General features: G+C 61.6%; 19 protein-coding genes. 12 read left to right on the forward strand and 7 right to left on the reverse strand.

Features of this window, described 5'->3' with window-relative positions:
* Nucleotides 1-160 precede the first annotated feature (160 nt).
* The 6 genes from B1722_RS18500 to B1722_RS18525 all read left to right on the forward strand — a co-directional run bounded on the left by B1722_RS18500 (nucleotide 161) and on the right by B1722_RS18525 (nucleotide 6,571).
* The gene (locus B1722_RS18500; protein ID WP_086793827.1) at nucleotides 161-466 is read left to right on the forward strand and encodes a DUF3649 domain-containing protein; all 306 of its coding nucleotides are present in this window, start codon (nucleotides 161-163) and stop codon (nucleotides 464-466) included.
* Complete coding sequence (locus B1722_RS18505; RefSeq protein ID WP_086793829.1) at nucleotides 463-2,049, forward strand: PepSY domain-containing protein; 1,587 nt, start codon at nucleotides 463-465, stop codon at nucleotides 2,047-2,049. Before B1722_RS18500 ends, B1722_RS18505 begins: the two co-directional genes overlap by 4 nt.
* Nucleotides 2,049-2,375, forward strand: a complete 327-nt coding sequence (locus B1722_RS18510; RefSeq protein ID WP_041073982.1) for a DUF3325 domain-containing protein — start codon at nucleotides 2,049-2,051, stop codon at nucleotides 2,373-2,375. The genes B1722_RS18505 and B1722_RS18510 overlap by 1 nt, the downstream gene beginning before the upstream one ends.
* A 1-nt stretch (nucleotide 2,376) precedes the next feature.
* Entirely contained in the window at nucleotides 2,377-2,943 is a 567-nt protein-coding gene (locus B1722_RS18515) for an RNA polymerase sigma factor (protein ID WP_086793832.1), read from the forward strand.
* Nucleotides 2,940-3,929: a FecR family protein gene (locus B1722_RS18520; RefSeq protein ID WP_086793834.1), complete on the forward strand. Its 990-nt coding sequence runs from the start codon at nucleotides 2,940-2,942 to the stop codon at nucleotides 3,927-3,929. Before B1722_RS18515 ends, B1722_RS18520 begins: the two co-directional genes overlap by 4 nt.
* 212 nt (nucleotides 3,930-4,141) lie before the next feature.
* Nucleotides 4,142-6,571, forward strand: a complete 2,430-nt coding sequence (locus B1722_RS18525) for a TonB-dependent receptor (protein ID WP_041073985.1) — start codon at nucleotides 4,142-4,144, stop codon at nucleotides 6,569-6,571.
* A 143-nt stretch (nucleotides 6,572-6,714) separates the two neighbouring features.
* On the opposite strand, the gene B1722_RS18530 is transcribed toward B1722_RS18525, so the two are convergent.
* On the reverse strand, nucleotides 6,715-7,590 hold the full coding sequence (locus B1722_RS18530) for an AraC family transcriptional regulator (RefSeq protein ID WP_086793836.1): 876 nt from the start codon (nucleotides 7,588-7,590) through the stop codon (nucleotides 6,715-6,717).
* Nucleotides 7,591-7,844: 254 nt separating this feature from the next.
* On the opposite strand from B1722_RS18530, the gene B1722_RS18535 reads away from it, so the two are divergent.
* A complete protein-coding gene (locus B1722_RS18535) occupies nucleotides 7,845-8,747 on the forward strand; it encodes a DMT family transporter (RefSeq protein ID WP_086793838.1) in 903 nt (300 codons plus the stop codon).
* A 26-nt stretch (nucleotides 8,748-8,773) separates the two neighbouring features.
* Here the strand turns inward: B1722_RS18535 and B1722_RS18540 are convergent, their stop codons facing one another.
* The 4 genes from B1722_RS18540 to B1722_RS18555 all read right to left on the reverse strand — a co-directional run bounded on the left by B1722_RS18540 (nucleotide 8,774) and on the right by B1722_RS18555 (nucleotide 12,834).
* Nucleotides 8,774-9,283: a DUF2165 family protein gene (locus tag B1722_RS18540; protein WP_086793840.1), complete on the reverse strand. Its 510-nt coding sequence runs from the start codon at nucleotides 9,281-9,283 to the stop codon at nucleotides 8,774-8,776.
* A gap of 148 nt (nucleotides 9,284-9,431) precedes the next feature.
* Nucleotides 9,432-10,406: a D-glycerate dehydrogenase gene (locus tag B1722_RS18545; protein WP_086793842.1), complete on the reverse strand. Its 975-nt coding sequence runs from the start codon at nucleotides 10,404-10,406 to the stop codon at nucleotides 9,432-9,434.
* 678 nt (nucleotides 10,407-11,084) lie between these two features.
* Complete coding sequence (locus B1722_RS18550; protein WP_041064877.1) at nucleotides 11,085-11,459, reverse strand: DUF6124 family protein; 375 nt, start codon at nucleotides 11,457-11,459, stop codon at nucleotides 11,085-11,087.
* Between the two features lie 406 nt (nucleotides 11,460-11,865).
* Nucleotides 11,866-12,834 (reverse strand): LysR family transcriptional regulator, encoded by a 969-nt coding sequence (locus B1722_RS18555; RefSeq protein WP_041064874.1) that lies wholly within the window; start codon nucleotides 12,832-12,834, stop codon nucleotides 11,866-11,868.
* Between the two features lie 281 nt (nucleotides 12,835-13,115).
* Between B1722_RS18555 and B1722_RS18560 the strand changes: the two genes are divergently transcribed.
* The 4 genes from B1722_RS18560 to B1722_RS18575 all read left to right on the forward strand — a co-directional run bounded on the left by B1722_RS18560 (nucleotide 13,116) and on the right by B1722_RS18575 (nucleotide 18,043).
* Nucleotides 13,116-14,615, forward strand: a complete 1,500-nt coding sequence (locus tag B1722_RS18560) for an efflux transporter outer membrane subunit (RefSeq protein ID WP_041064871.1) — start codon at nucleotides 13,116-13,118, stop codon at nucleotides 14,613-14,615.
* Between the two features lie 171 nt (nucleotides 14,616-14,786).
* Nucleotides 14,787-16,979 (forward strand): FUSC family protein, encoded by a 2,193-nt coding sequence (locus tag B1722_RS18565; protein WP_086793844.1) that lies wholly within the window; start codon nucleotides 14,787-14,789, stop codon nucleotides 16,977-16,979.
* Entirely contained in the window at nucleotides 16,969-17,169 is a 201-nt protein-coding gene (locus B1722_RS18570; RefSeq protein ID WP_003221811.1) for a DUF1656 domain-containing protein, read from the forward strand. Before B1722_RS18565 ends, B1722_RS18570 begins: the two co-directional genes overlap by 11 nt.
* Nucleotides 17,170-17,179: 10 nt before the next feature.
* The gene (locus tag B1722_RS18575) at nucleotides 17,180-18,043 is read left to right on the forward strand and encodes an HlyD family secretion protein (RefSeq protein ID WP_086793846.1); all 864 of its coding nucleotides are present in this window, start codon (nucleotides 17,180-17,182) and stop codon (nucleotides 18,041-18,043) included.
* Nucleotides 18,044-18,190: 147 nt separating this feature from the next.
* Here the strand turns inward: B1722_RS18575 and B1722_RS18580 are convergent, their stop codons facing one another.
* Both B1722_RS18580 and B1722_RS18585 read right to left on the reverse strand, forming a co-directional pair.
* Nucleotides 18,191-18,589 carry a DUF4440 domain-containing protein gene (locus tag B1722_RS18580; protein WP_041064859.1) on the reverse strand — a complete coding sequence of 133 codons (399 nt, stop codon included), beginning with the start codon at nucleotides 18,587-18,589 and terminating at the stop codon, nucleotides 18,191-18,193.
* Nucleotides 18,586-19,956 carry an MFS transporter gene (locus B1722_RS18585; RefSeq protein ID WP_041064856.1) on the reverse strand — a complete coding sequence of 457 codons (1,371 nt, stop codon included), beginning with the start codon at nucleotides 19,954-19,956 and terminating at the stop codon, nucleotides 18,586-18,588. Before B1722_RS18585 ends, B1722_RS18580 begins: the two co-directional genes overlap by 4 nt.
* A 109-nt stretch (nucleotides 19,957-20,065) precedes the next feature.
* Here B1722_RS18585 and B1722_RS18590 point away from each other — a divergent pair, with 109 nt between their 5' ends.
* Complete coding sequence (locus tag B1722_RS18590) at nucleotides 20,066-20,947, forward strand: LysR family transcriptional regulator (protein WP_041064853.1); 882 nt, start codon at nucleotides 20,066-20,068, stop codon at nucleotides 20,945-20,947.
* The last annotated feature ends 63 nt before the right edge of the window (nucleotides 20,948-21,010 follow it).

Here is a 21,010-nt window from a genome sequence, read left to right on the forward strand (position 1 = left end):
TGATCGATGCGTTAGAGAACAAGAACTGTTCGCATTGTAGGGGTGTGCAGCGCTGCCCGGCAATCAGATGCTTTTGCGTATGAGAATATTTATCATTAATATTGCTCGCCTGTTGGTTCGGCTTTATCGGCTGGACGTTTTTTCGTTTCAGGGTCGAAACATGAAAGGCAAACTCGCCTCATTTCCCATGTCCTATCGTCTGGCCATCACCTCGCGGGTGCTGGCGGCGGTGTTCGGCGGCTATCTGGTTGCGGCGCTGGCCAGTGTCGCCCTGACGCTGTGGCTACCGTTAAGTCGTGCAGAAGCGGTGGTGACCGGCATGACCATTTCCTTTCTGGTTTATCTGGTCGCGGTGCTCTGGTGTTTCGCCTGTCGCACGGCGTGGTCGGCGTGGGTCGGTTTGCTGGTGCCCAGCGTGATTCTGGCGACGGTGTCGGGTGCCGCGCGGGGCTTGGGTTACGCATGAAAGAGGGCTTTCGTCAGTCGATGGCCTGGCTGCACACGTGGACGGGGCTGGTGTTCGGCTGGCTGCTGTTTGCGATTTTCCTGACCGGAACGCTGGCCTATTTCAAGGCTGAAATCAGCCACTGGATGCAGCCGGAAATTCCCGTGCACGCCATCGATTCAGCGAACAGCTTGAGCCTGGCGCAAGGCTATCTGCAGCAGCACGCGCCGGCTGCTTCGCGTTGGTTGATTGATTTGCCGAATGCCCGTGATCCTGCGTTGACTGTGCGTTGGCAAGACACACCGGCCGAAGCCGGCAAGCGTGGAAGCTTCACGCAAAAAACACTCGATGCGCAGACCGGTGCAGAAATACACGCCCGGGACAGCCGGGGCGGCGAGTTCTTCTACCGCTTCCATTTCCAGCTGCAAATGCCTTATCCGTGGGGCCGCTGGCTGGCGACGACGGCCGCGATGGTAATGTTCATTGCGCTGATCACCGGCATCATCACCCACAAGAAAATCTTCAAGGACTTCTTCACCTTTCGCCCGCGCAAAGGCCAGCGTTCATGGCTCGACGGGCATAACGCGGTCGGCGTGCTGGTACTGCCGTTTCATCTGATGATCACTTACAGCAGCCTGGTGATTTTCATGGCGATGGTCATGCCGGCCAGCATTCTGGCGTCCTACGGCACTGATCGCGAGGCGTTTTACCAAGAGTTGTTTCCCGAAACGCCAACCCCGCAACGTGCCGCTCAAGCGAGTTTGCTGCCACCGCTGGCACCCTTTTTGGTACGGGCAAGCGAGCAGTGGGCGGGGGGGCATACGGCGCGGGTCAGCGTCATCAACCCCGGCGACGCCAATGCCACGGTGCAGATGTCGCGCGCGAGTTCCGACCGGATCGCCTATGAGTACGCCAGCAACCTGACCTTCAACGGCGTCACCGGGCAGATGCTCGGCGCCACGCCCGACAAGCCACTGCCGATGACGATCGCCAGTGGTTTCTACGGTTTGCACATCGGTCATTTCGCCGGTCCGATCCTGCGTTGGCTGTACTTCATCTGCGGTCTGGCGAGTACCGCGATGATCGGCACCGGGCTGGTGATCTGGCTCGGCAAGCGCCAGCTCAAACATGCCAAAAGCGGCGTGATGCCGTTCGAATTGCGCGTGGTGGAGGTGCTGAACATCGCCAGCATGGCCGGGCTGACAGCGGCGGTGGCGGTGTTCTTTTTGGCCAATCGCCTGTTGCCGGCGGATCTGCCCGGGCGCGCCGATCAAGAAGTGAATGGGTTTTTTATCGCCTGGGCCTTGAGCGTGGTGCATGCGCTGCTGCGCAAGGGGCGAACGGCCTGGGTCGAACAGCTGGGGCTGGCTGGCGTGCTGTTTATCGCGGTGCCACTGATCAATCTGGCCACGCCATGGAGTCTCGGCGTAACGCTGGCGCAAGGCGACTGGACGCTGGCGGGTTTCGATCTGACGTGCCTGGGCGCAGGCCTGTTCCTCGGTTGGGCCGCCTGGAAAATGCAGCGTGCCGGCAGCGCCGTCAGCGTGAAAAAAACTCCCCGCGAAAAGCCGCGGCCGATCACGCTTGAGCAGGAGGTGAGCTGATGTTGCTGGCGTTGTTGCTGTGCTATGCCGGGTTCAGCGCGTTGTGTCTGTCGGTGCCACGGCACCACGATGAGCTGCTCGGCAACAAACCCTCGGCCCGACGTGCACGGGTTCTGAAACTCGCCGGGTGGCTGTTGCTCGGGCTGTCGCTTTGGGCAGCTGTCGGGGCGAACGGCTGGAGTTTCGGTCTGGTCGACTGGTTTGCGGTCCTCATGCTCAGCGCCTTGGCGTTGGTGTTGTTGCTGCCGTATCGCCCACGTCTGGCACTCGCACTGGCCGGGTTGAGCCTGCTGGCCAGTCCGGTCGCTGCTTGGGCGCGGTGCTGAGATGCTGATCGGTCATCCTCCGGAATCCCGCGACGACGAGCCGCACGGCGCGCGTGCGCATTTTCTCCAGGTGTTCCTATCGCAGCGCTCGCAAATGGAAGCGCTGGTCAACCGACGCGTTGGTTGCCGGGCCACGGCGGCGGATCTGGTGCAGGATCTGTTCCTGCGGTTCTGGCGCAGGCCGCTGGTGCAGGTCGAAGAACTCAGCACCTACCTGTTGCGTTGCGCCGGCAACATCGCCATCGATCACTTGCGCAGCGAAGGCACACGGGGGCGGATCAACGAGGGCTGGCAACCGGATGCGCCGGACAGCCACGGCAGCGAACCGCAGGCCGCGCTCGAAGCGGGCAATGATCTGCGCCATGTCGAGGCAGCGTTGCGCGCCTTGCCCGAGCGCACCCGGCAGATTTTTTTGCTCAATCGCATTCACGGTCGCAAGTACGCAGACATCGCCAAGGCGATGGGCCTGTCTCAAAGTGCCGTGGAAAAACATATGATGCGCGCCCTCGAGGCCTGCAAGGCCAGCCTGCGCGAACCCGCGCCACGCCTGCCAGGGAAAGCACCGTGAAAGCCACCGACCGCGTCATCCCCACGCCCGCTCAGGAACAGGCCGCACTCGCTTGGCTGAGTCTGCTGCACGACCGCCCGAGCACCGGCGATCAACTGACCTTCAGCCAGTGGCTGCGCGCCGACCCGGCCCACGCCGAGGCCTACGCCCAGGCGCAAGTCGTGTGGGAGTTGAGCGAAAGTCCGGCGCGCACCCTGGCCGATGAGGACGCGTTTGCGTTGCAGGGCTACCTCAATGCAATGGAGCGTCCACGTCGCTCGCCGCTGTTGCGCTGGTCAGGCGCGCTGGCAATGGCCGCGTGTCTGTTGCTGATGCTCAGCCTCGGCACGGGCTGGCAGCCGCAGCGCTGGATCGATGATCTGGGCGCCGATTACGTTTCGGCACCGGGGGAAATCCGCACGGTGACCCTGGCCGATAATTCGCAAGTCACGCTGGACGCTGACAGCGCTATTGCCGTGGATTTCAGTCGAGGTGAGCGGCATGTGCAGTTGCGGCGTGGCGCGGGTTTTTTCAATGTGACGCACACCGGTGATCCCTTTGTGGTCGAGGCCGAGAAAGGCCACGCGCGGGTCCTCGGTACGCAGTTCGAAGTGCGTCTGCAACCGCAGGGCGCGCAGGTCACGGTGTTGTCCGGGCGCGTTGGCGTGACGGCGGATCGCAATGCGCAACAGCAGATTCTGACGGCTGGCCAGCAAGTGGCTTACGGACAAGGCCGCGCAGAAAAACTGCACGCCGTGGACAGCGAAGCACAACTGGCCTGGCGGCAGGGCTGGCTGACGTACTACAAGGCGTCGCTGGCCGATGTGGTGCAGGATTTGCGGCGCTATTACCCAGGGCGGATTGTTGTGCTCAACGATGAGTTGGCTGCGCGCAAGGTCAGCGGCAGTTTTCCAAGCAAGGATCCGCTGGCTGTATTGAGTTCGCTGCAAGGGGTGATGGGGTTTGAGCAGCGTCAGGTGTTGGGGCATCTGATTCTTTTGCGCTGAGGGGGGCGGCCCTTTCGCGAGCAGGCTCGCTCCCACCTTTGGAATGCATTCCCTGTGGGAACGAGCCTGCTCGCGAAGGCGTCGGCACCGAAAACGCACGTCCCGAAAAATATTTTCAAATTTGTGGTGAGGTAAACCACAGCCCCATCCGTGTAGTGACTGAAACTGCGAGTCATTCGCATCCGTTGCGGTTCTACACAGGTCATTGAGCAATGAAGTCCAGGGCAAAATCGGGTTCGGTCAAACAGTGGTTGGGCGTTTCGGCATTGAGTTTTTCCGCATTGGCGCTGTTGCCGCTGAGTGTGGCGCTGGCCGCTGAAACCGTCAGCAGCCCGACACAGAAACAGTTCAGTTTCTCCCTGAGCGCCAAACCACTGCCCCAGGCTCTGAGCGACTTCAGCCGCGTCACCGGGCAGAGCGTGGTCTACACCGATGAGGCGCCGTACGGCATCAACGCCCCGGCCGTCAGCGGCCAGATGAGCGCCGAACAAGCGCTGCAACGCCTGCTCAGTGGTTCGGGCATGACCTTCCGCCGCACCGACAGCCACACCCTGGCGCTGGAACCGCAGCCCACCGCTGGTGCGCTCAACCTCGGCGCCACCACCATCACCTCGACCCGCGACGAGTCGATGAGCTACCAGCCGCCGCAGACCAGTTCGGTGATGCGCTCTTCGGCTTCGCTGCAGGAGATTCCGCAGACCGTCAACGTAATTCCGGCCCAGGTCATTCGCGATCAGACCCCGCGCAATCTCGACGATGCGTTGGCCAACGTCAGCGGCATCACCCAGGGCAACACCTTGGGCAGCACTCAGGACTCGGTGATGACCCGCGGCTTCGGCGACAACCGCAATGGCTCGATCATGCGCGACGGCATGCCGATCGTGCAGGGCCGTGGCATGAACGCGACGGTCGATCGGGTCGAAGTGCTCAAGGGCCCGGCCTCGTTGCTCTACGGCATTCAGGACCCGGGCGGGGTGGTCAACCTGGTCAGCAAGAAACCCGAACTGACCCAGTACAACGCCCTGACCCTGCGCGGTTCGAGCTACGGCGACGGCAAGAACGGCAGCGGTGGCACCTTCGACAGCACCGGGGCACTGGGTGAATCCGGGCTGGCCTACCGGCTGGTGCTGGACCATGAAGACGAGGATTACTGGCGCAACTACGGCACCCATCGCGAGACGCTGATCGCGCCTTCGCTGGCCTGGTTTGGCGAGCGCACCCAGCTGTCGTTCGGCTACGAGCATCGCGAGTTCCTCACGCCGTTCGACCGGGGTACGGTGATCGATCCGCGCACCAACCACCCGCTGGACATCTCGCGAAACGAGCGTCTGGACGAGCCGTTCAACGACATGGAAGGCCGCTCGGACCTCTACCATTTCGAGGCCGACCACGAACTCAACGACGACTGGAAAGCCCACTTCGGTTACAGCTGGAACCGCGAAACCTACGACGCCAGCCAGGTCCGCGTGACCGCCATCGACACCAAAAAAGGCACGCTGACCCGCAGCATGGATGGCACGCGAGGCGCGATCAGCACCGACCGCTTCACCACCGCCAGCCTTGAGGGCAAGGTCAACCTGCTGGGCATGCAACATGATCTGGTGTTCGGCGTCGACGACGAGTACCGCAAGATTTACCGCGCCGACCTGATCCGCCAGAAAAGCCTGAGCACCTTCAGCTACGTCAATCCGGTGTATGGCCGTGAAGTCGAAGGCACCACGGTCAGCCCGGCGGACAGCGCGCAGACCGATCTGCTGCGCAGCGATTCGGTGTTTCTGCAGGACTCCATCCACCTCAATGACCAATGGATTCTAGTCGCCGGTGGACGCTTTCAGGAGTACGACCAGTACGCCGGCAAGGGGGTGCCGTTCAAGGCCAACACCGACAGCAACGGGCAGAAGTTCGTGCCGCGCGCCGGTCTGGTGTATCGCTACACCGACGAGTTGTCGTTCTACGGCAGCTACACCGAATCGTTCAAACCCAACTCGACCATCGCCCCGCTCAGCGGCAGCAGCACCGTGCTCGACGGCAGTATTGCGCCGGAAGAAGCCAAGTCGTGGGAGCTGGGGGCGCGGCTGGATATACCAGGACGAATCACCGGCAACATCGCACTGTTCGACATCAAGAAGCGCAACGTGCTGGTCTCCAATTCTGAAGGCCCGACCACCATTTACAGCGCGGCTGGCGAAGTGCGTTCCCGAGGTCTGGAACTGGACCTGACCGGGCAGTTGACCGATCGCTGGAGCCTGATCGGCGCCTATGCCTACACCGATGCCGAGGTCACCGAAGACCCGGACTACAAAGGCAATCGCCTGCAGAACGTGGCGAAAAACAGCGGCTCATTGTCAGCGGTGTATGACTTCGGCAGCGTGATCGGTGGCGACCAACTGCGGGTCGGTGCCGGGGCGCGGTATGTTGGTGAGCGCGCGGGCAACGCGGTGAATGATTTCGACCTGCCGAGCTACACCGTGGCCGATGCGTTCGCCACTTACGACACCCGACTCGAAGGGCAGAAGGTCAAGTTCCAGCTCAACGTGAAGAACCTGTTCGACCGCACGTACTACACCTCGGCGGCGAGCCGGTTCTTTGTGTCGATGGGTGATTCGCGGCAGATTTCGTTGTCGAGCACGCTGGAGTTCTGATCGGGGACCGCGTCATCGTTCATCGCTGGCAAGCCAGCTCCCACAGGTTCACGGTCGAGCACAAATGTTTTGAACGGCCGGAGACATTGTGGGAGCTGGCTTGCCAGCGATAAGGCCCTGACAGACAGCGAAAACATTCGCCTCTAACGCAAAAACGCCTGCCGATATTCCCCAGGCGTCCCACCCAATATCTGCCGAAACCGGTTGGTGAAATGGCTGGCACTGGCAAACCCGCACGCCAGCGCAATCTCCCCCAGCGGCAATGCCGTTGCGCGCAACAACTCCCGCGCCCGGCTCATGCGTCGCGCCAGCACGTACTGATGCGGCGGCAAGCCGAAGCTCACGCGAAACATCCGCGCAAAGTGGTATTCCGACAACGCACACAGACCGGCGAGTTGCCCTAGGCTGATCGGTTCGGCCAATTGGCTGTCGATGAACTCCACCAGCTGCCGGCGCTGGTGGGGCGCCAGTCCGCCCTTGAGGCGCAAACCCTGGCGCGCGCCGACCTGGCTGAGCAGGGTGTGGCTGATCAATTCGTGAGCGAGGCTGCTGGTCAGCAAACGTTCGGCCGGCTCGTCCCAGTTCAGCGTGAGCAATTGCCGAAAGCGCTGTGCCTGTTGCGGATCTTCGAGAAAAGTCTGCTCGCGCAACTGCATTTCTCGCGGCTCGCGATCGAGCAAGGTGACGCAGCCCAACGCAAATTGCTCAGCACTGAAATACAGGTGAGCGAGGCGAATGTCACCGTTGATCACCCAGCCGGATTGGTGATCGGCGGGCAGGATGCACAACTTGTCCGGCCCGCCCTTGTGCCCCGGCTGCCCGCGCCGAAAGGTGCCGGTGCCACCGGCGATGTAGCAGGACAGCGTGTGGTGGCTCGGCGCTTCGTATTCCTGGGCATCATGATGGTTGGTCCACAAAGCCGCAGACAAGCCGTCACCGAGCTCGGCGCTGTGCACAAGGCGTGCGTTCGGCGAGCGGTTGAGGGCTTGAAAGACTTGCAGGGTATCAATAGCGGCCATGTGCGGTTCTCTCCAACGCCTTGCATCCTACTCCGTAGCCTTCGCGCTGCCAGCCTGTCGGGCGACAAAAGCGCAAGAATCTGCAAGCGCCCCGATCGTTGCTGCCGCATCCTGAATCTCCATACAACACAACCCTGTGGCGAGGGAGCTTGCTCCCGCCGGGCTGCACAGCGGCCCCATCAGTGAGTGCTATGCACTCAAGCGCGAGAAAGCTCGCTCGCCACAGAGTGTCCGGTGTCCTCAGGAGTCTCGTCATGAACCTTTCGCTGTATCTGCTGACTGTGCTGATCTGGGGCACCACCTGGATTGCCCTGAAATGGCAATTGGGGGTGGTGGCGATTCCGGTGTCGATCGTCTATCGCTTCGGCCTCGCCGCGCTGGTGCTGTTCGTGCTGTTGCTGCTCAGTCGGCGTCTGCAACCGATGAATCGCCGCGGTCATTTGATCTGCGTGGCGCAGGGCTTGTGTCTGTTCTGCGTCAACTTCATGTGCTTTCTGACGGCCAGCCAGTGGATTCCCAGCGGTCTGGTGGCGGTGGTGTTTTCCACCGCCACCTTGTGGAACGCGCTCAATGCGCGGGTGTTCTTCGGCCAGCGCATTGCGCGCAATGTGCTGATGGGGGGCGCGCTCGGTTTGTTCGGTCTGGGGATGTTGTTCTGGCCGGAACTGTCCGGCCATCAAGCCAGTCCGCAGACCTTGCTCGGTCTGGCGTTGGCCCTGTGCGGCACGCTGTGTTTCTCGGCGGGCAACATGCTGTCGAGTCTGCAGCAGAAGGCCGGTCTGAAACCGTTGACCACCAATGCCTGGGGCATGGCCTACGGGGCGGCGATGTTGTCGGTGTGGTGCCTGGTCAAAGGTATTGCGTTCGACATGGACTGGTCGCCACGTTACGTCGGCGCGCTGTTGTATCTGGTGATCCCGGGTTCAGTGATTGGCTTCACTGCCTACCTGACGCTGGTCGGGCGCATGGGCCCGGAGCGCGCGGCCTATTGCACGGTGCTGTTCCCGGTGGTGGCGCTGAACGTTTCGGCGTTTGCCGAAGGCTACCAGTGGACTGCTCCGGCGCTGGTCGGCCTGGTGTTGGTCATGCTTGGGAACGTCTTGGTGTTTCGCAAACCCCGTGCCGTGGCATTGCCCCGTCAGAGCAAGTTGGCTTGAGCCTGTCACTGTGCGGGCGCTGATGTTCAGCGCTCGACTTTTATCACGATGTAAATCAGCAGCGGCAAGATAAAGTCGACAATATGTCGGGCCCAATCCTTGGCGTTCCAGATGTTTGAAGTGTCCATGTCGAACCATTCGACACCGACAACTTGAAAACATAAGTAGTAGATGAAAACAGCGATTAAAAGACCAATGATCGAAAACTTCTTGGCTTCATGGAATTCCTCGCTGGAGCTGTTGATGTTCTTGAGTAATTGATAGACACCCAACATGCAAAATGCGCTGAAAGTGACTTCCAGGGTAATGATCAGCCAATAGATACGGTGGTGCAGCATTGGCGAGGTGATGGCGCGGTAGCGCAGGTTGGCGTTGTGTTCGGTCGTGTCCATGCTCAGGACGTGCGCGACATATTCGTAGTTTGAACCGTAGTCGGTGAAATTGCTGAACATCATCAGCAAGCCAAAAAAACTGAAGTAACTCATCAGTATGACTTTGCTGTAGCGGATAATTTTATCCATGGTCAGAGCGTTCAAGTGTGTTCTCCATAACATTTGTCGAGGGTTCGATATGTCGGGAGAGTTTATAGCGGGGTCTATTGTTTTGGTGTCGGGTTGAATTGCAAAGTATGTGTGCGTGCATAAGGTGTCGGGCAAGTGTCTTTTGGCACTTGCCCGATTTTGTTTAACCGCGCCAGACCTGCGGGTTTACCAGATCCTGTGGACGCTCGCCCATCAAGGCGCTGCGCAGGTTGGCCAGCGCGCGATTGGCCATGGCTTCGCGGGTTTCTCCGGTGGCCGAGCCGATGTGCGGCAATGTCACAGCATTTTTCAACTGGAACAGCGGGGACTCGGCCAGCGGTTCTTTTTCGTAGACGTCCAGACCGGCGCCACGGATGCGATTGTTCTGCAGCGCTTCGATCAGCGCCGGCTCGTCGACCACCGGGCCACGGGAGATGTTGACCAGGATCGCGCCCGGCTTCATCAGGCCCAGTTCGCGATGGCTGATCAGGTGGCGGGTCTTGTCGCTGAGCGGCACCACCAGGCAGACGAAATCGGCTTCGGCGAGCAACTGGTCGAGGCTGCGAAAGTGTGCGCCGAGTTGTTGTTCCAGTTCGGGCTTGCGGCTGTTGCCGCTGTAGATAATCGGCATGTTGAAGCCGAAGTGGCCACGGCGGGCGACGGCGGCGCCGATGTTGCCCATGCCGACGATGCCCAGGGTCTTGCCGTGGACGTCGCAGCCGAACAATGGCGCGCCGACGCTGGCTTGCCACTGCCCGGCCTTGGTCCAGGCATCGAGTTCGGCGACGCGGCGGGCGCTGCTCATGATCAGGGCGAAGGCGAGGTCGGCGGTGCTTTCGGTGAGCACGTCCGGGGTGTTGGTGAGCATGATCCCGCGTTCATTGAAGTAGTCGAGGTCGTAGTTGTCGTAGCCGACGGAGACGCTGGAGACCACTTCGAGTTTTGTGGCGGTTTCGAGTTGGGCTTTGCCGAGTTTGCGGCCGACGCCGATCAGGCCGTGGGCGTGGGGCAGGGCTTCGTTGAATTGGGCGTTGATGTCACCGTTCTTCGGGTTGGGGACGATGACGTCGAACTCTTGCTGGAGGCGTTCGATCATGGGCGGGGTGATGCGGCTGAAGGCCAGGACTGTTTTTTTCATTGGGCTTGGGCTCGGCTGTCTTTATTACCAAGCACGCTAACATTTCTTTGTGGGGTTTGGCTTGTCTTGGCGGCCTCTGGGCCGACCATGCTCCTGGGGTTTTGGGTGTTTATCCGTTGCTTCGGGTGTTGCGGCTGGCGGGTTCGCCCTTACGGCGAGTCACTTTTGCAGACGCCCAAAAGTAACCAAAACGCTGGGCCCCGGCGTACGGCCCTCGCTTAGGCTCGGGTTCCTTCGTTGCGGGGTTCATCCGGCGGCATCGCCTCCGGTTTGCTTCGCTGCACCTCCTCTCGATGCCTTTGGCTTCGCCAAACGGTCGCTGCGCTCCCACCCCCGGATAAACCCCTCCACTCAGCCTGCCGATGGGGCCGGCACGGCAAGATCAAGAGCTGCAGCCGAGCTAACGCTCATCCTGTTGAGTGGTGAAAAGCATGCGGTCTGCCTGAACTGCTTTGCTTTTCTGTAGGAGTGAGCTTGCTCGCGAAGGCGGCCTGGCAGCCGACCTGGATCTAACTGAATCCACTCAGTCCTTGTGGGAGCTGGCTTGCCAGCGAAGGCGGCCTGACAGCCGACCTGGATCTAACTGAATCCAGTCAATCCTTGTGGGAGCTGGCTTGCCAGCGATGGCGGCCTGACAGCCGACCAGTCTCTAACCGACTCGCCCGCTCCCACAATGGCTCAGCTGTGTGCTGCAGATTGGCTCACTTCCACATTATCCAGCACCCGATTAACCGCCAGCTCAGCCAGCATGATGATCTGCTGAATTGCCAGTATCGTCTGCCGCTGCGGGCTGTCCACATACGCAGCGATATCGCTGGTCATGATGCTTGCCGAGGCCAGTGATTCGCAGGCGTGGACCAGCAGGCTTTCGTTGTCCATGTCGGGGGCGACCTGGAACATGCTGCTGGGTTTGTGGAATCTCACAGCAGCGGCGGAAGGTTTCAGGTAATGGTCGAGGGCGCGCTCGGCGGCGTCGTGGAGCTTTTTTGAATCGAGGGATTCGTAGGGGGAGGTGCTTTCCGCTGGGGGCGGATTGGGTGAAGGCTTAATCATGGCAAAGATCCTTTTAACGAAATGGAACTGCCACTTTTCGTTTCCAGGCGAAGTGGGTGGCAGCTGTACGCAGGCTGGAAAAACCGGCAAAGGATCAAACCCGGCAGACCCGAGGGTCTCCCACGTACAGCCGCCATAACTGAAACACCGGCGCTGAAAAAGCGCGGCATTATGTCATGTGCTTTGATCCTTCGGGTTTTCCAGACCCGGTCGCTGATGTGTCAGCGACCGAACCAGCCTATCCACCCCACTTCCGAGCCACAACCGTCAAAACCTGTCGGAAAACTCCCGTCAAATCACCGCTTCTGTAGGAGCTGCCGTAGGCTGCGATCTTTTGATTTTTAAACATCAAAGGCAAAGATCGCAGCCTGCGGCAGCCCCTACAGGTTTAGCGACGTGTTGAAAATCAGTTGGCGACACGGGCTCCTGCGAGGCTGCCACTCAACTCATAAGCCGCCAGTTCCGCTTGGTGCGCCGCCAATATCTCCGGCAGTGACCCGCGCAAATACTCGACCCAGGTCTTGATCTTCGCGTCCAGGTATTGCCGCGACGGGTAGATCGCGTACAGGTTGAGTTCCTGCGAGCGGTAGTTGGGCATCATCCGCACCAGCGTGCCGTTGCGCAGGCCTTCGATGGCGGCGTAGACCGGCAGGACGCCGACGCCCATGCCGCTGATGATCGCGGCTTTCATGGCGTCGGCGGAGTTCACCAGGAACGGCGAGCTGTTGATGGTGACCATTTCCTGGCCTTCGGGACCGTTGAAGGCCCATTTTTCCAGGGGGATCACCGGGCTGACGAGGCGCAGGCAGGCGTGGTTCAGCAGGTCGCTGGGTTTTTGCGCGCAGCCGTTGGCTTTCACGTAGGCCGGGGAAGCGCAGACGATGCTGTAGGTGATGCCCAGGCGTTGCGAGACGAAGCCCGAGTCCGGCAGTTCGCTGGCCAGCACGATGGACACGTCATAGCCTTCGTCGAGCAGGTCCGGCACGCGGTTGGCCATGGTCAGGTCGAAGGTTACGTCCGGGTGGGTCTTGCGGTAGCGGGCGATGGCGTCGATCACGAAGTGCTGACCGATGCCGGTCATGGTGTGCACTTTCAGTTGGCCGGCGGGGCGCGCGTGGGCTTCGCTGGCCTCGGCTTCGGCTTCTTCGACATAGGCCAGGATCTGTTCGCAGCGCAGCAGGTAGCGCTTGCCGGCCTCGGTCAGGGCGATGCGCCGGGTCGTGCGATTGAGCAGGCGGGTTTGCAGGTGGGCTTCCAGGTTGGAGACCGCGCGCGAGACGTTGGCCGTGGTGGTGTCGAGTTGCACGGCGGCGGCGGTGAAGCTGCCGGCTTCGGCCACACAACTGAAGGCGCGCATGTTTTGCAATGTGTCCATGGGGTGCTCTCAAGGGAGATGGCAAATTGTGACACGAAGTTTCAGGGGCTGAGACCCCCGACCAAGGGATTATCTCGTTAACGGTAACAAAGATTCACAGGAATCCCAGCTTATCGCCACCAAGGCGCCCACCTAGAATTGCGCCGTTCCCTGTAGGAGCTGCCGAAGGCTGCGATCTTTTGATTCTGTTTTAAGGGAATCAGGATCAAAGATCGCAGCCTTCGCCAGCTCCTGCAGAAGGGAACACGTCCCGCCTTATCCTCTTTCAGGAATTCGCAGCTGTGCCGCGTCGCATCAACAGAGCGCTTTTGCCGCTCAGTGTTCTGGCTTTTACTTTGGGTCTTGGCGGCTGCATCGGTACCGGAGGAATTGCCCCGCAGGGCAAGGCACTGGAGGCCAATACCCTGGCCACCGACGATGCGATTGCCCACGCCGCCAAAGACGCCAATTGGCCCACCGCACAATGGTGGCAAGCCTACGGTGACCCGCAACTCAATCACTGGATCGACCTCGCCGTGCAGGGCAGTCCGAGCATGGCCATGGCCGCGGCGCGGGTGCGTCAGGCCAAGGCGCTGGCCGGTGTCGCCGAGGCCGCCGAGTCGTTACAGATCAATGGCGAGTCGACGCTCAAGCGCCACAACTGGCCGACCGACCAGTTCTACGGCCCGGGCGAGCTGGCCAACACCACCACCTGGGACAACAACGCCGCGCTGGGTTTCAGCTACGCCCTCGACCTCTGGGGCCGCGAAAGCAATGCCAGCGAACGCGCGGTGGATCTGGCGCACATGAGCGCCGCCGAAGAACGGCTGGCGCAGCTGGAATTGCAGAACAACCTCGTGCGCGCCTACATCGAGCTGTCGCTGCACTATGCCCAGCGCGATATCGTCGCCGCGACGCTCAAGCAGCAACAGCAGATTCTGGATCTGGCGCAGAAGCGTCTGGATGGCGGGATCGGCACGCACTTCGAAGTCAGTCAGGCCGAAACACCGTTGCCTGAAACCCATCGGCAACTGGATGCGCTCGACGAAGAAATTGCCCTGAGCCGTAACCAGATCGCCGCGTTGGCGGGCAAAGGTCCGGGCGACGGGGCGCAGTTGCAGCGGCCGACGTTGGCGCTGGGGGCTGCGTTGAAACTGCCGTCGGCATTGCCCGCCGAGTTGCTCGGTCAACGCCCGGACGTGGTCGCCAGTCGCTGGCAGGTCGCGGCGCAGGCGCGCGGTATTGATGTTGCGCATGCCGGTTTCTATCCCAACGTCGATCTGGTTGGCAGCCTCGGCTACATGGCCACCGGCGGCGGGGCGCTGGAGTTTTTGACTGGCAAGAAGCTCAACTACAACGTCGGCCCGGCGATCTCCTTGCCGATCTTCGACGGTGGACGTTTGCGCAGTGAGCTGGGCGAAGCGTCCGCCGGGTATGACATCGCCGTGGCGCATTACAACCAGACGCTGGTCAATGCGCTGAAGAACATCTCCGACCAGTTGATTCGCCGCGAGTCGATGGACAAGCAGCAAGCCTTCGCCGCCGAATCCGTGGCCACTGCGCAGAAGACCTACGACATCGCGATGATCGCTTATCAGCGTGGCCTCACGGATTACCTCAACGTGCTCAATGCGCAGACCTTGCTGTTCAAGCAACAGCAGGTGCAGCAGCAGGTGCAGGCGGCGCGCTTGAGTGCGCATGCCGAGCTGGTGACGGCGCTGGGCGGCGGCCTCGGGGCGGGCAATGACGTGCCGACTGCCGAGCAAACAGCAGCCCCGAAAACCCCGACCCTGCTGCGGTGAACACAATCCAGACGGCATGCGCAAACCTGTGGCGAGGGAGCTTGCTCCCGTTGGGCTGGGCAGCAGCCCCAAAAATCTTGTGAGCGCTGCGCACTCAAGCGGGAGCAAGCTCGCTCGCCACAGAAATTGCGTGATCCACAGACTTTTTCTTCATTTATCGAGCAATTCCAAATGACTCCCTTGCCCGCACCTCTACGCTGGCTCTCCTCCCTGGAATGGCGCCGTGGCTTCTTTGACTGGGCGCGCAGTGATGGCGTGACCTGGGTCTACATCTTCAAGGTATTGCTCGCCGCGTTCCTCACGCTATGGCTGGCCATGCGTCTGGAGCTGCCGCAGCCGCGCACGGCGATGATCACCGTGTTTATCGTCATGCAGCCGCAGAGCGGGCAGGTGTTCGCCAAGAGTTTCTATCGCTTTCTCGGCACTCTGGCCGGGTCGGCGATGATGGTCACGCTGATCGCGCTGTTCGCGCAGAACACCGAATTGTTCCTGGGCTCGCTGGCGATCTGGGTTGGCATCTGTTCGGCGGGGGCGGCGCGCTGCCGTAACTTTCGCGCCTACGGTTTTGTCCTGGCGGGCTACACCGCGGCGATGGTCGGGCTGCCGGCGCTGGCGCATCCGGACGGTGCGTTCATGGCCGCCGTGTGGCGGGTGCTGGAGATCTCGTTGGGGATTCTCTGCTCGACCGTGATCAGCGCCGCGATCCTGCCGCAAACCGCCAGCGCAGCCATGCGCAACGCGCTGTATCAGCGCTTCGGTGTGTTCGCGCTGTTCGTCACCGATGGCCTGCGCGGGCGCAGCAAGGCCGAGTCGTTCGAAGCGAGCAACGTGCGCTTCATCGCCGAAGCCGTAGGCCTGGAAGGGCTGCGCAGCGTGACCGTGTTCGAAGACCCGCACATGCGTCGGCGCAACGGTCGCCTCAGTCGTCTGAACAGCGAGTTCATGGGCATCACCACACGCTTCAACGCCCTGCATCAGTTGCTCGAGCGCCTGCGCGGCAACGGCGAAGAACATGTAGTGGCCGCGATCAAACCGGGCCTGCAGGACCTGGCCGAAGTGCTCGACGGCTTCAGTGGCCGTGCCTTGACCAGCCCCGACGCGGCACGTCTGGCGACGGCGTTGGCGACTTACAAGGAAGGCCTGTCGACACGCGTGCGAACCTTGCGCGGCATTTTCCAGGAAACCGCTCCGAGTGAAGCCGAGCAACTGGACTTCCACACCGCCTACGAATTGCTCTATCGCTTCGTCGATGACTTGCACAGTTATGCACAGACCCACGCCTCGCTGGCCGATCACCGCCACGAGCGTGAGCGCTGGGACGAGCCGTTCACCCCGCAAACCAACTGGTGGGCCGCGGCGGCTTCGGGGATCCGCGCCTCGTTCATCCTGATTGTGCTGGGCAGCTATTGGGTGGCCACCGCGTGGCCGAGCGGCGCGACCATGACCTTGATCGCCGCCGCCACCGTGGGTTTGTCCGCCGCCACACCGAACCCGAAACGCATGGCTTTTCAAATGGCCTGCGGGACGTTCCTCGGGGCGCTGATCGGCTTCGTCGAGATGTTTTTCATCTTTCCGTGGATCGACGGTTTTCCGCTGTTGTGCGTGATGCTCGCGCCGGTGATCGTGCTCGGTTCGTTCCTCACGTCGCGGCCGCAATATGCCGGGGTCGGCCTGGGGCTGCTGATCTTCTTCAGCACAGGTTCGGTGCCGGACAACCTGACCGTCTACAACCCCTACACCTTCATCAACGACTACATCGCCATGGTCATGGGCATGCTGGTGTGCGCGGCGGCGGGGGCAATCATTCTGCCGCCGAACAGCCGCTGGTTGTGGAAGCGCCTGGAGCAGGATTTGCGCGGTCAGGTGGTCTACGCCATCAGCGGCAAACTCAAGGGGCTGGCGTCGAGTTTCGAGAGTCGTACCCGCGATCTGTTGCATCAGGCATACGGCCTCGCTGCCGGCCAGCCGAAGGTACAAAAAAACCTGCTGCGCTGGATGTTTGTGGTGCTTGAAGTCGGCCACGCGATCATCGAGTTGCGCAAGGAACAGGCAATCCTCCCGGTGCACCCGGCGTATGCCGAATCGCAGCCGTGGCGCCAGGCCATTCGCGTGATGGGCCGGGCGCTGGTGCGGCTGTTTCTGCAACCGAACCCGAGCAATCTGGAGCGCGCACTGGTCGCGGTCGATCACGCGATCAGCCGGGTCGCCGCGACCGACGAGCCGTTCGCGCCGCACTTCGACACGTCCGCGCTGCGTCGGGTGAAGAGCTATCTGCACTTCATCCGCACCTCGTTGCTCGACCCGCAATCACCACTCGCTGCCTACGCCGTCGCCAAGCCCGAAGGACTTGCCCATGCCTCGTGAAATTGCTTTCCACGGCGTGTACATGCCGACCATGACCCTGATGTTTTTTGTCGCCGCGGCGCTGGCCTGGGCGCTGGACCGGTTCCTTTCGGGGTTCGACCTGTACCGCTTTTTCTGGCACCCGGCGCTGCTGCGCCTGAGTCTGTTTACCTGTCTGTTCGGCGCCATGGCGCTGACTGTCTACCGTTGAGAACGTTCTGATGAAAAAGTTTTTCAGCCTGCTCGCGACCCTGCTGGTGCTGGCCCTGGCACTGTGGATTGGCCGGACCCTGTGGGAGCACTACATGAACACCCCGTGGACCCGCGACGGCCGGGTGCGGGCGGACATCATCAACGTCGCGGCTGACGTCACCGGTGAAGTCATCGATGTGCCGGTGCGCGACAACCAGTTGGTGAAGAAGGGCGACCTGCTGATGCAGATCGACCCGGAGCACTACCGCATCGCGGTCAAGCAGGCGCAGTCGCTGGTCGCTTCGCGCAAGTCGACATGGGAGATGCGCAAGGTCAACGCGCATCGCCGCGCCGACCTCGACAACCTGGTGATCTCCAAGGAAAACCGCGACGACGCCAGCAACATCGCCGACGCCGCGCTGGCCGATTACCAACACGCGCAAGCGCAACTGGAAGCCGCCGAACTCAACCTCAAACGCACCGAAGTGCGCGCGGCGGTGGACGGTTACGTGACCAACCTCAACGTGCATCGCGGCGACTACGCGCGCATTGGCGAAGCGAAAATGGCCGTGGTCGACATGAACTCGTTCTGGGTCTACGGCTTCTTTGAAGAGACCAAACTGCCGCACGTGCGCGTAGGCGACAAGGCTGACATGCAACTGATGAGCGGCGAAGTGTTGAAGGGCCACGTGGAGAGCATTTCCCGCGGCATCTACGACCGCGACAACCCGGAAAGCCGCGAGCTGATCGCCGACGTGAACCCGACGTTCAACTGGGTGCGCCTGGCGCAGCGGGTACCGGTGCGCATTCACATCGATGACGTGCCGGAGGGAGTGTTGCTGGCGGCGGGGATTACTTGTACGGTGGTGGTGAAGCAGGACGCTGTCGAGTAACCCTGTGGCGAGGGAGCTTGCTCCCGCTGGGCTGCGAAGTAGCCCCAAAACCTGCTCGCCAGTGAGGTCAGGCACACCGCGTAGGCAGGTTTGGCGACTGCTACGCAGCCGAGCGGGAGCAAGCTCCCTCGCCACAATGGGATTCCATCAGCCTTGGCAAGACGTCTCCTGCAAATGCCGCCACAACACCCGCCCGTCTTCGCTCTTTTCAAACACCACCGTAGACCGGCGATCGGTGTGCAACCCGCTCGCATCGCTCTGCTTCTCGCGATAACTCAACGTCGCGCCATGCGCATGCAGGGCAATCCCGCGCAGCTCACTGAGCTCGATCCGGAACCCGGGCTTCTTCCCGCCTGCTGGCTGAAACAGCCCGCGCAAGGCTTCGAGATCCAGCACCCGGCCCAGCGGCGTGACCATGGAAAAATCCGTGGAGAACCGGCTCAGCAAACGCGCCAGTTCCGCCGAATCCTGCTCCACGGCAAACCAGCGTTCGATGACCAGGTGGGCCTGGATCACTTCATCAAAATATTCGTTGTAGTCAATCATGTGGATTTTTCCTGAAGGGAAGGTGGGCTCAGAAGGGCGAGCACTTTGCTCGCATCGAAACGCAGCACCGGGACCATTGGCAACAGCGTCAGCACAGCGGCGGCGAGAAAGCAGTAGCGGAAACCGTCGCCGCCCAATGCGCCCAACAGCGAACTGAGCAGCGCGGCGCCAAGACAGAAACCGAGCTGGCGATTGATGTTCCACAGCGCGCTGGAGTGGGCCATTTTTTCCGGCGCGATGCCGACAAATGCCAGGGTCTGCGCGGTTACGCTGCACAGGCTGCCGCCCAGTCCCATCAAGGCATAGGCGATGATCAACGGCGCGGCGGTGGGCTGCTCGATGCGCATCAACAAGACAATGCCCAGACATTGCAAAAGCATTCCGGCGATCAGCAACGGTTTGGGGCCGATGCGGTTGAAACTGCGTTTGCCGAGCATGATCGCCACGCCCGAGGCAGCAGCCCAGGACAGCATCAGCGCACCGGTTTGCGCGGCGCCGAAGCCGAGGTCATGCAGGTACAACACGGCAATCATGTTGGTGCCGGTAAACACCCCGGGCACAAACAGATAAATCAGCATTGCCAAGCGCAACGACGGACTCTTGAGTAGTTGCAGGTCGAGCACCGCGTCGGGTTTGTGCCAGCCATCACGCAGGTATAGCCATAAGGTGATGGCGCCGATCAACAGCACGCCGCCCGCAAGATGTCGGGTCGTGGGCGCGCTCGCCAGACTCACGGCCATCAACAACAGACTCAGGGTTGCCACCGCCAGCAGCAGGCCGCGTACGTCCAGCGTCGGACGCTCGGTGGTGGGTTGATCCGCTTGCAACCACAACAGACCCAATGCGAACACGAGCAGCGCCAGCGGCATGTTCAGGTAGAAAATCCAGCGCCATGACAAGGCCTCGACGATCAGGCCGCCCGCCGCCGGCGAGAGGGCTGGCACCAACAGCGCGACCAGCAACACCACACCAGTGAGGTGTGCCCGCTGCGCCGCCGGGAATTGCCGATACGCCAGGGCCTGCCCGATCGGCAGCAACAATCCGCCGCCGAGCCCTTGCAGCAGTCGCCAGCCGATCAGGCTTTCAATCGATCCGGCCTGGGCCACCAGGCCCGAGGCGATGCCGAACAGCAGCAGCGAACCGAGAATCAGCCGGCGCTCGCCAACCCGCGCCGCCAGCCACACGCTCAGCGGAATGATCAGCGTCAGCCCGAGCATGTAGGCGTTGGTGATCCACGCCAATTGCGTCACCGATGCCTGTAATTCCCGGGCGATGTCCGGATAGGCAATGCTCGCGGCGAACATGTTCAGCAGGTCGAGGGCGAACCCGGACAAATACACCAGCGCGACTTTCGAGCGATAGGCCATGGCAGCTTCCCTGTGATGAGGCGTGCAGGGTAGGGCGGTTCGGACGTTAGGAAAACGCGGGTTTGCCTGCTAGTTTGTCAAAATTATTTTGACAGGGAGTGCGCCGGAGATGGTCAGCCTGGACCGTTTTGACACCTTCAAAGCCGTGGTCGAGGCCGGGTCACTGACGGCCGCCGCCGATACCTTGGGCCAGACCCGCGCCGTGGTGAGCTTCAACCTCAAGCGCCTGGAAGAGGAATTGGGCGTCACGCTGCTCACGCGCAACACCCGGCAACTGGCCCTGACCGATGCCGGCGAGCGCTTTTATCGCCGCTGTCTGCGCACCCTCGACGAAGCACGATTGGCGATCGAGGAGGCGCGCTCCGAGCATGCGCAACTCAAGGGCACGTTGCGCATCACCACCACCGTGGAATTCGCCTTGGCTCAGGTGGTGCCGGCGCTGGAGGTGTTTCGTCAGCAACAGCCGCAACTGAACATTCATTTGTCGACGTCCTCGACCCACGCCGATCTGATCTCCGAACGCTTTGACCTGGCGATTCGCCTGGGCCGGATGCACGACTCCAGTCTGCGCGCGGTGCAGTTGTCGACGTTCGAAGTGTTTGCAGTGGCGGCGCCGCAACTGGTCCAGCGCTTCGCGCCGGTCGCCACGCTGGCGACGCTGGAGTCGATGCCGACGCTGGGCCATGGCCGGGTCCCGGAAATGACCGTCACCGACCCGGCGGGTACCGAGCATGTTTACCAGCCCAAACCGGGGACTACCGCCATCGTCGCTGACAACTCGGCGACGCTGCGAGCGTTTGCGTTGACCGGGCAAGGCGTGGCGATTCTGCCGCAGTGGCTGATTCAGGATGATCTGCAGGCGGGGCGATTGGTGCGGTTGTTGGCCGATTACCGTTTTGCTCAGCAGGGGGTGTATGCGCTGTACCCGGATACCCGGCATTTGCCGCTGAAGGTGCGGGCGTTCATTGATTTCATGAAGGGCTGGGGCTGAGTGTTGGCTGATCTGGCCCCTTCGCGAGCAGGCTCGCTTGTATGTTTAGACTTGAAGGGGTGG

Source organism: Pseudomonas sp. SCPG-7 (assembly GCF_002156405.1).
Classification (GTDB): domain Bacteria; phylum Pseudomonadota; class Gammaproteobacteria; order Pseudomonadales; family Pseudomonadaceae; genus Aquipseudomonas; species Aquipseudomonas parakoreensis.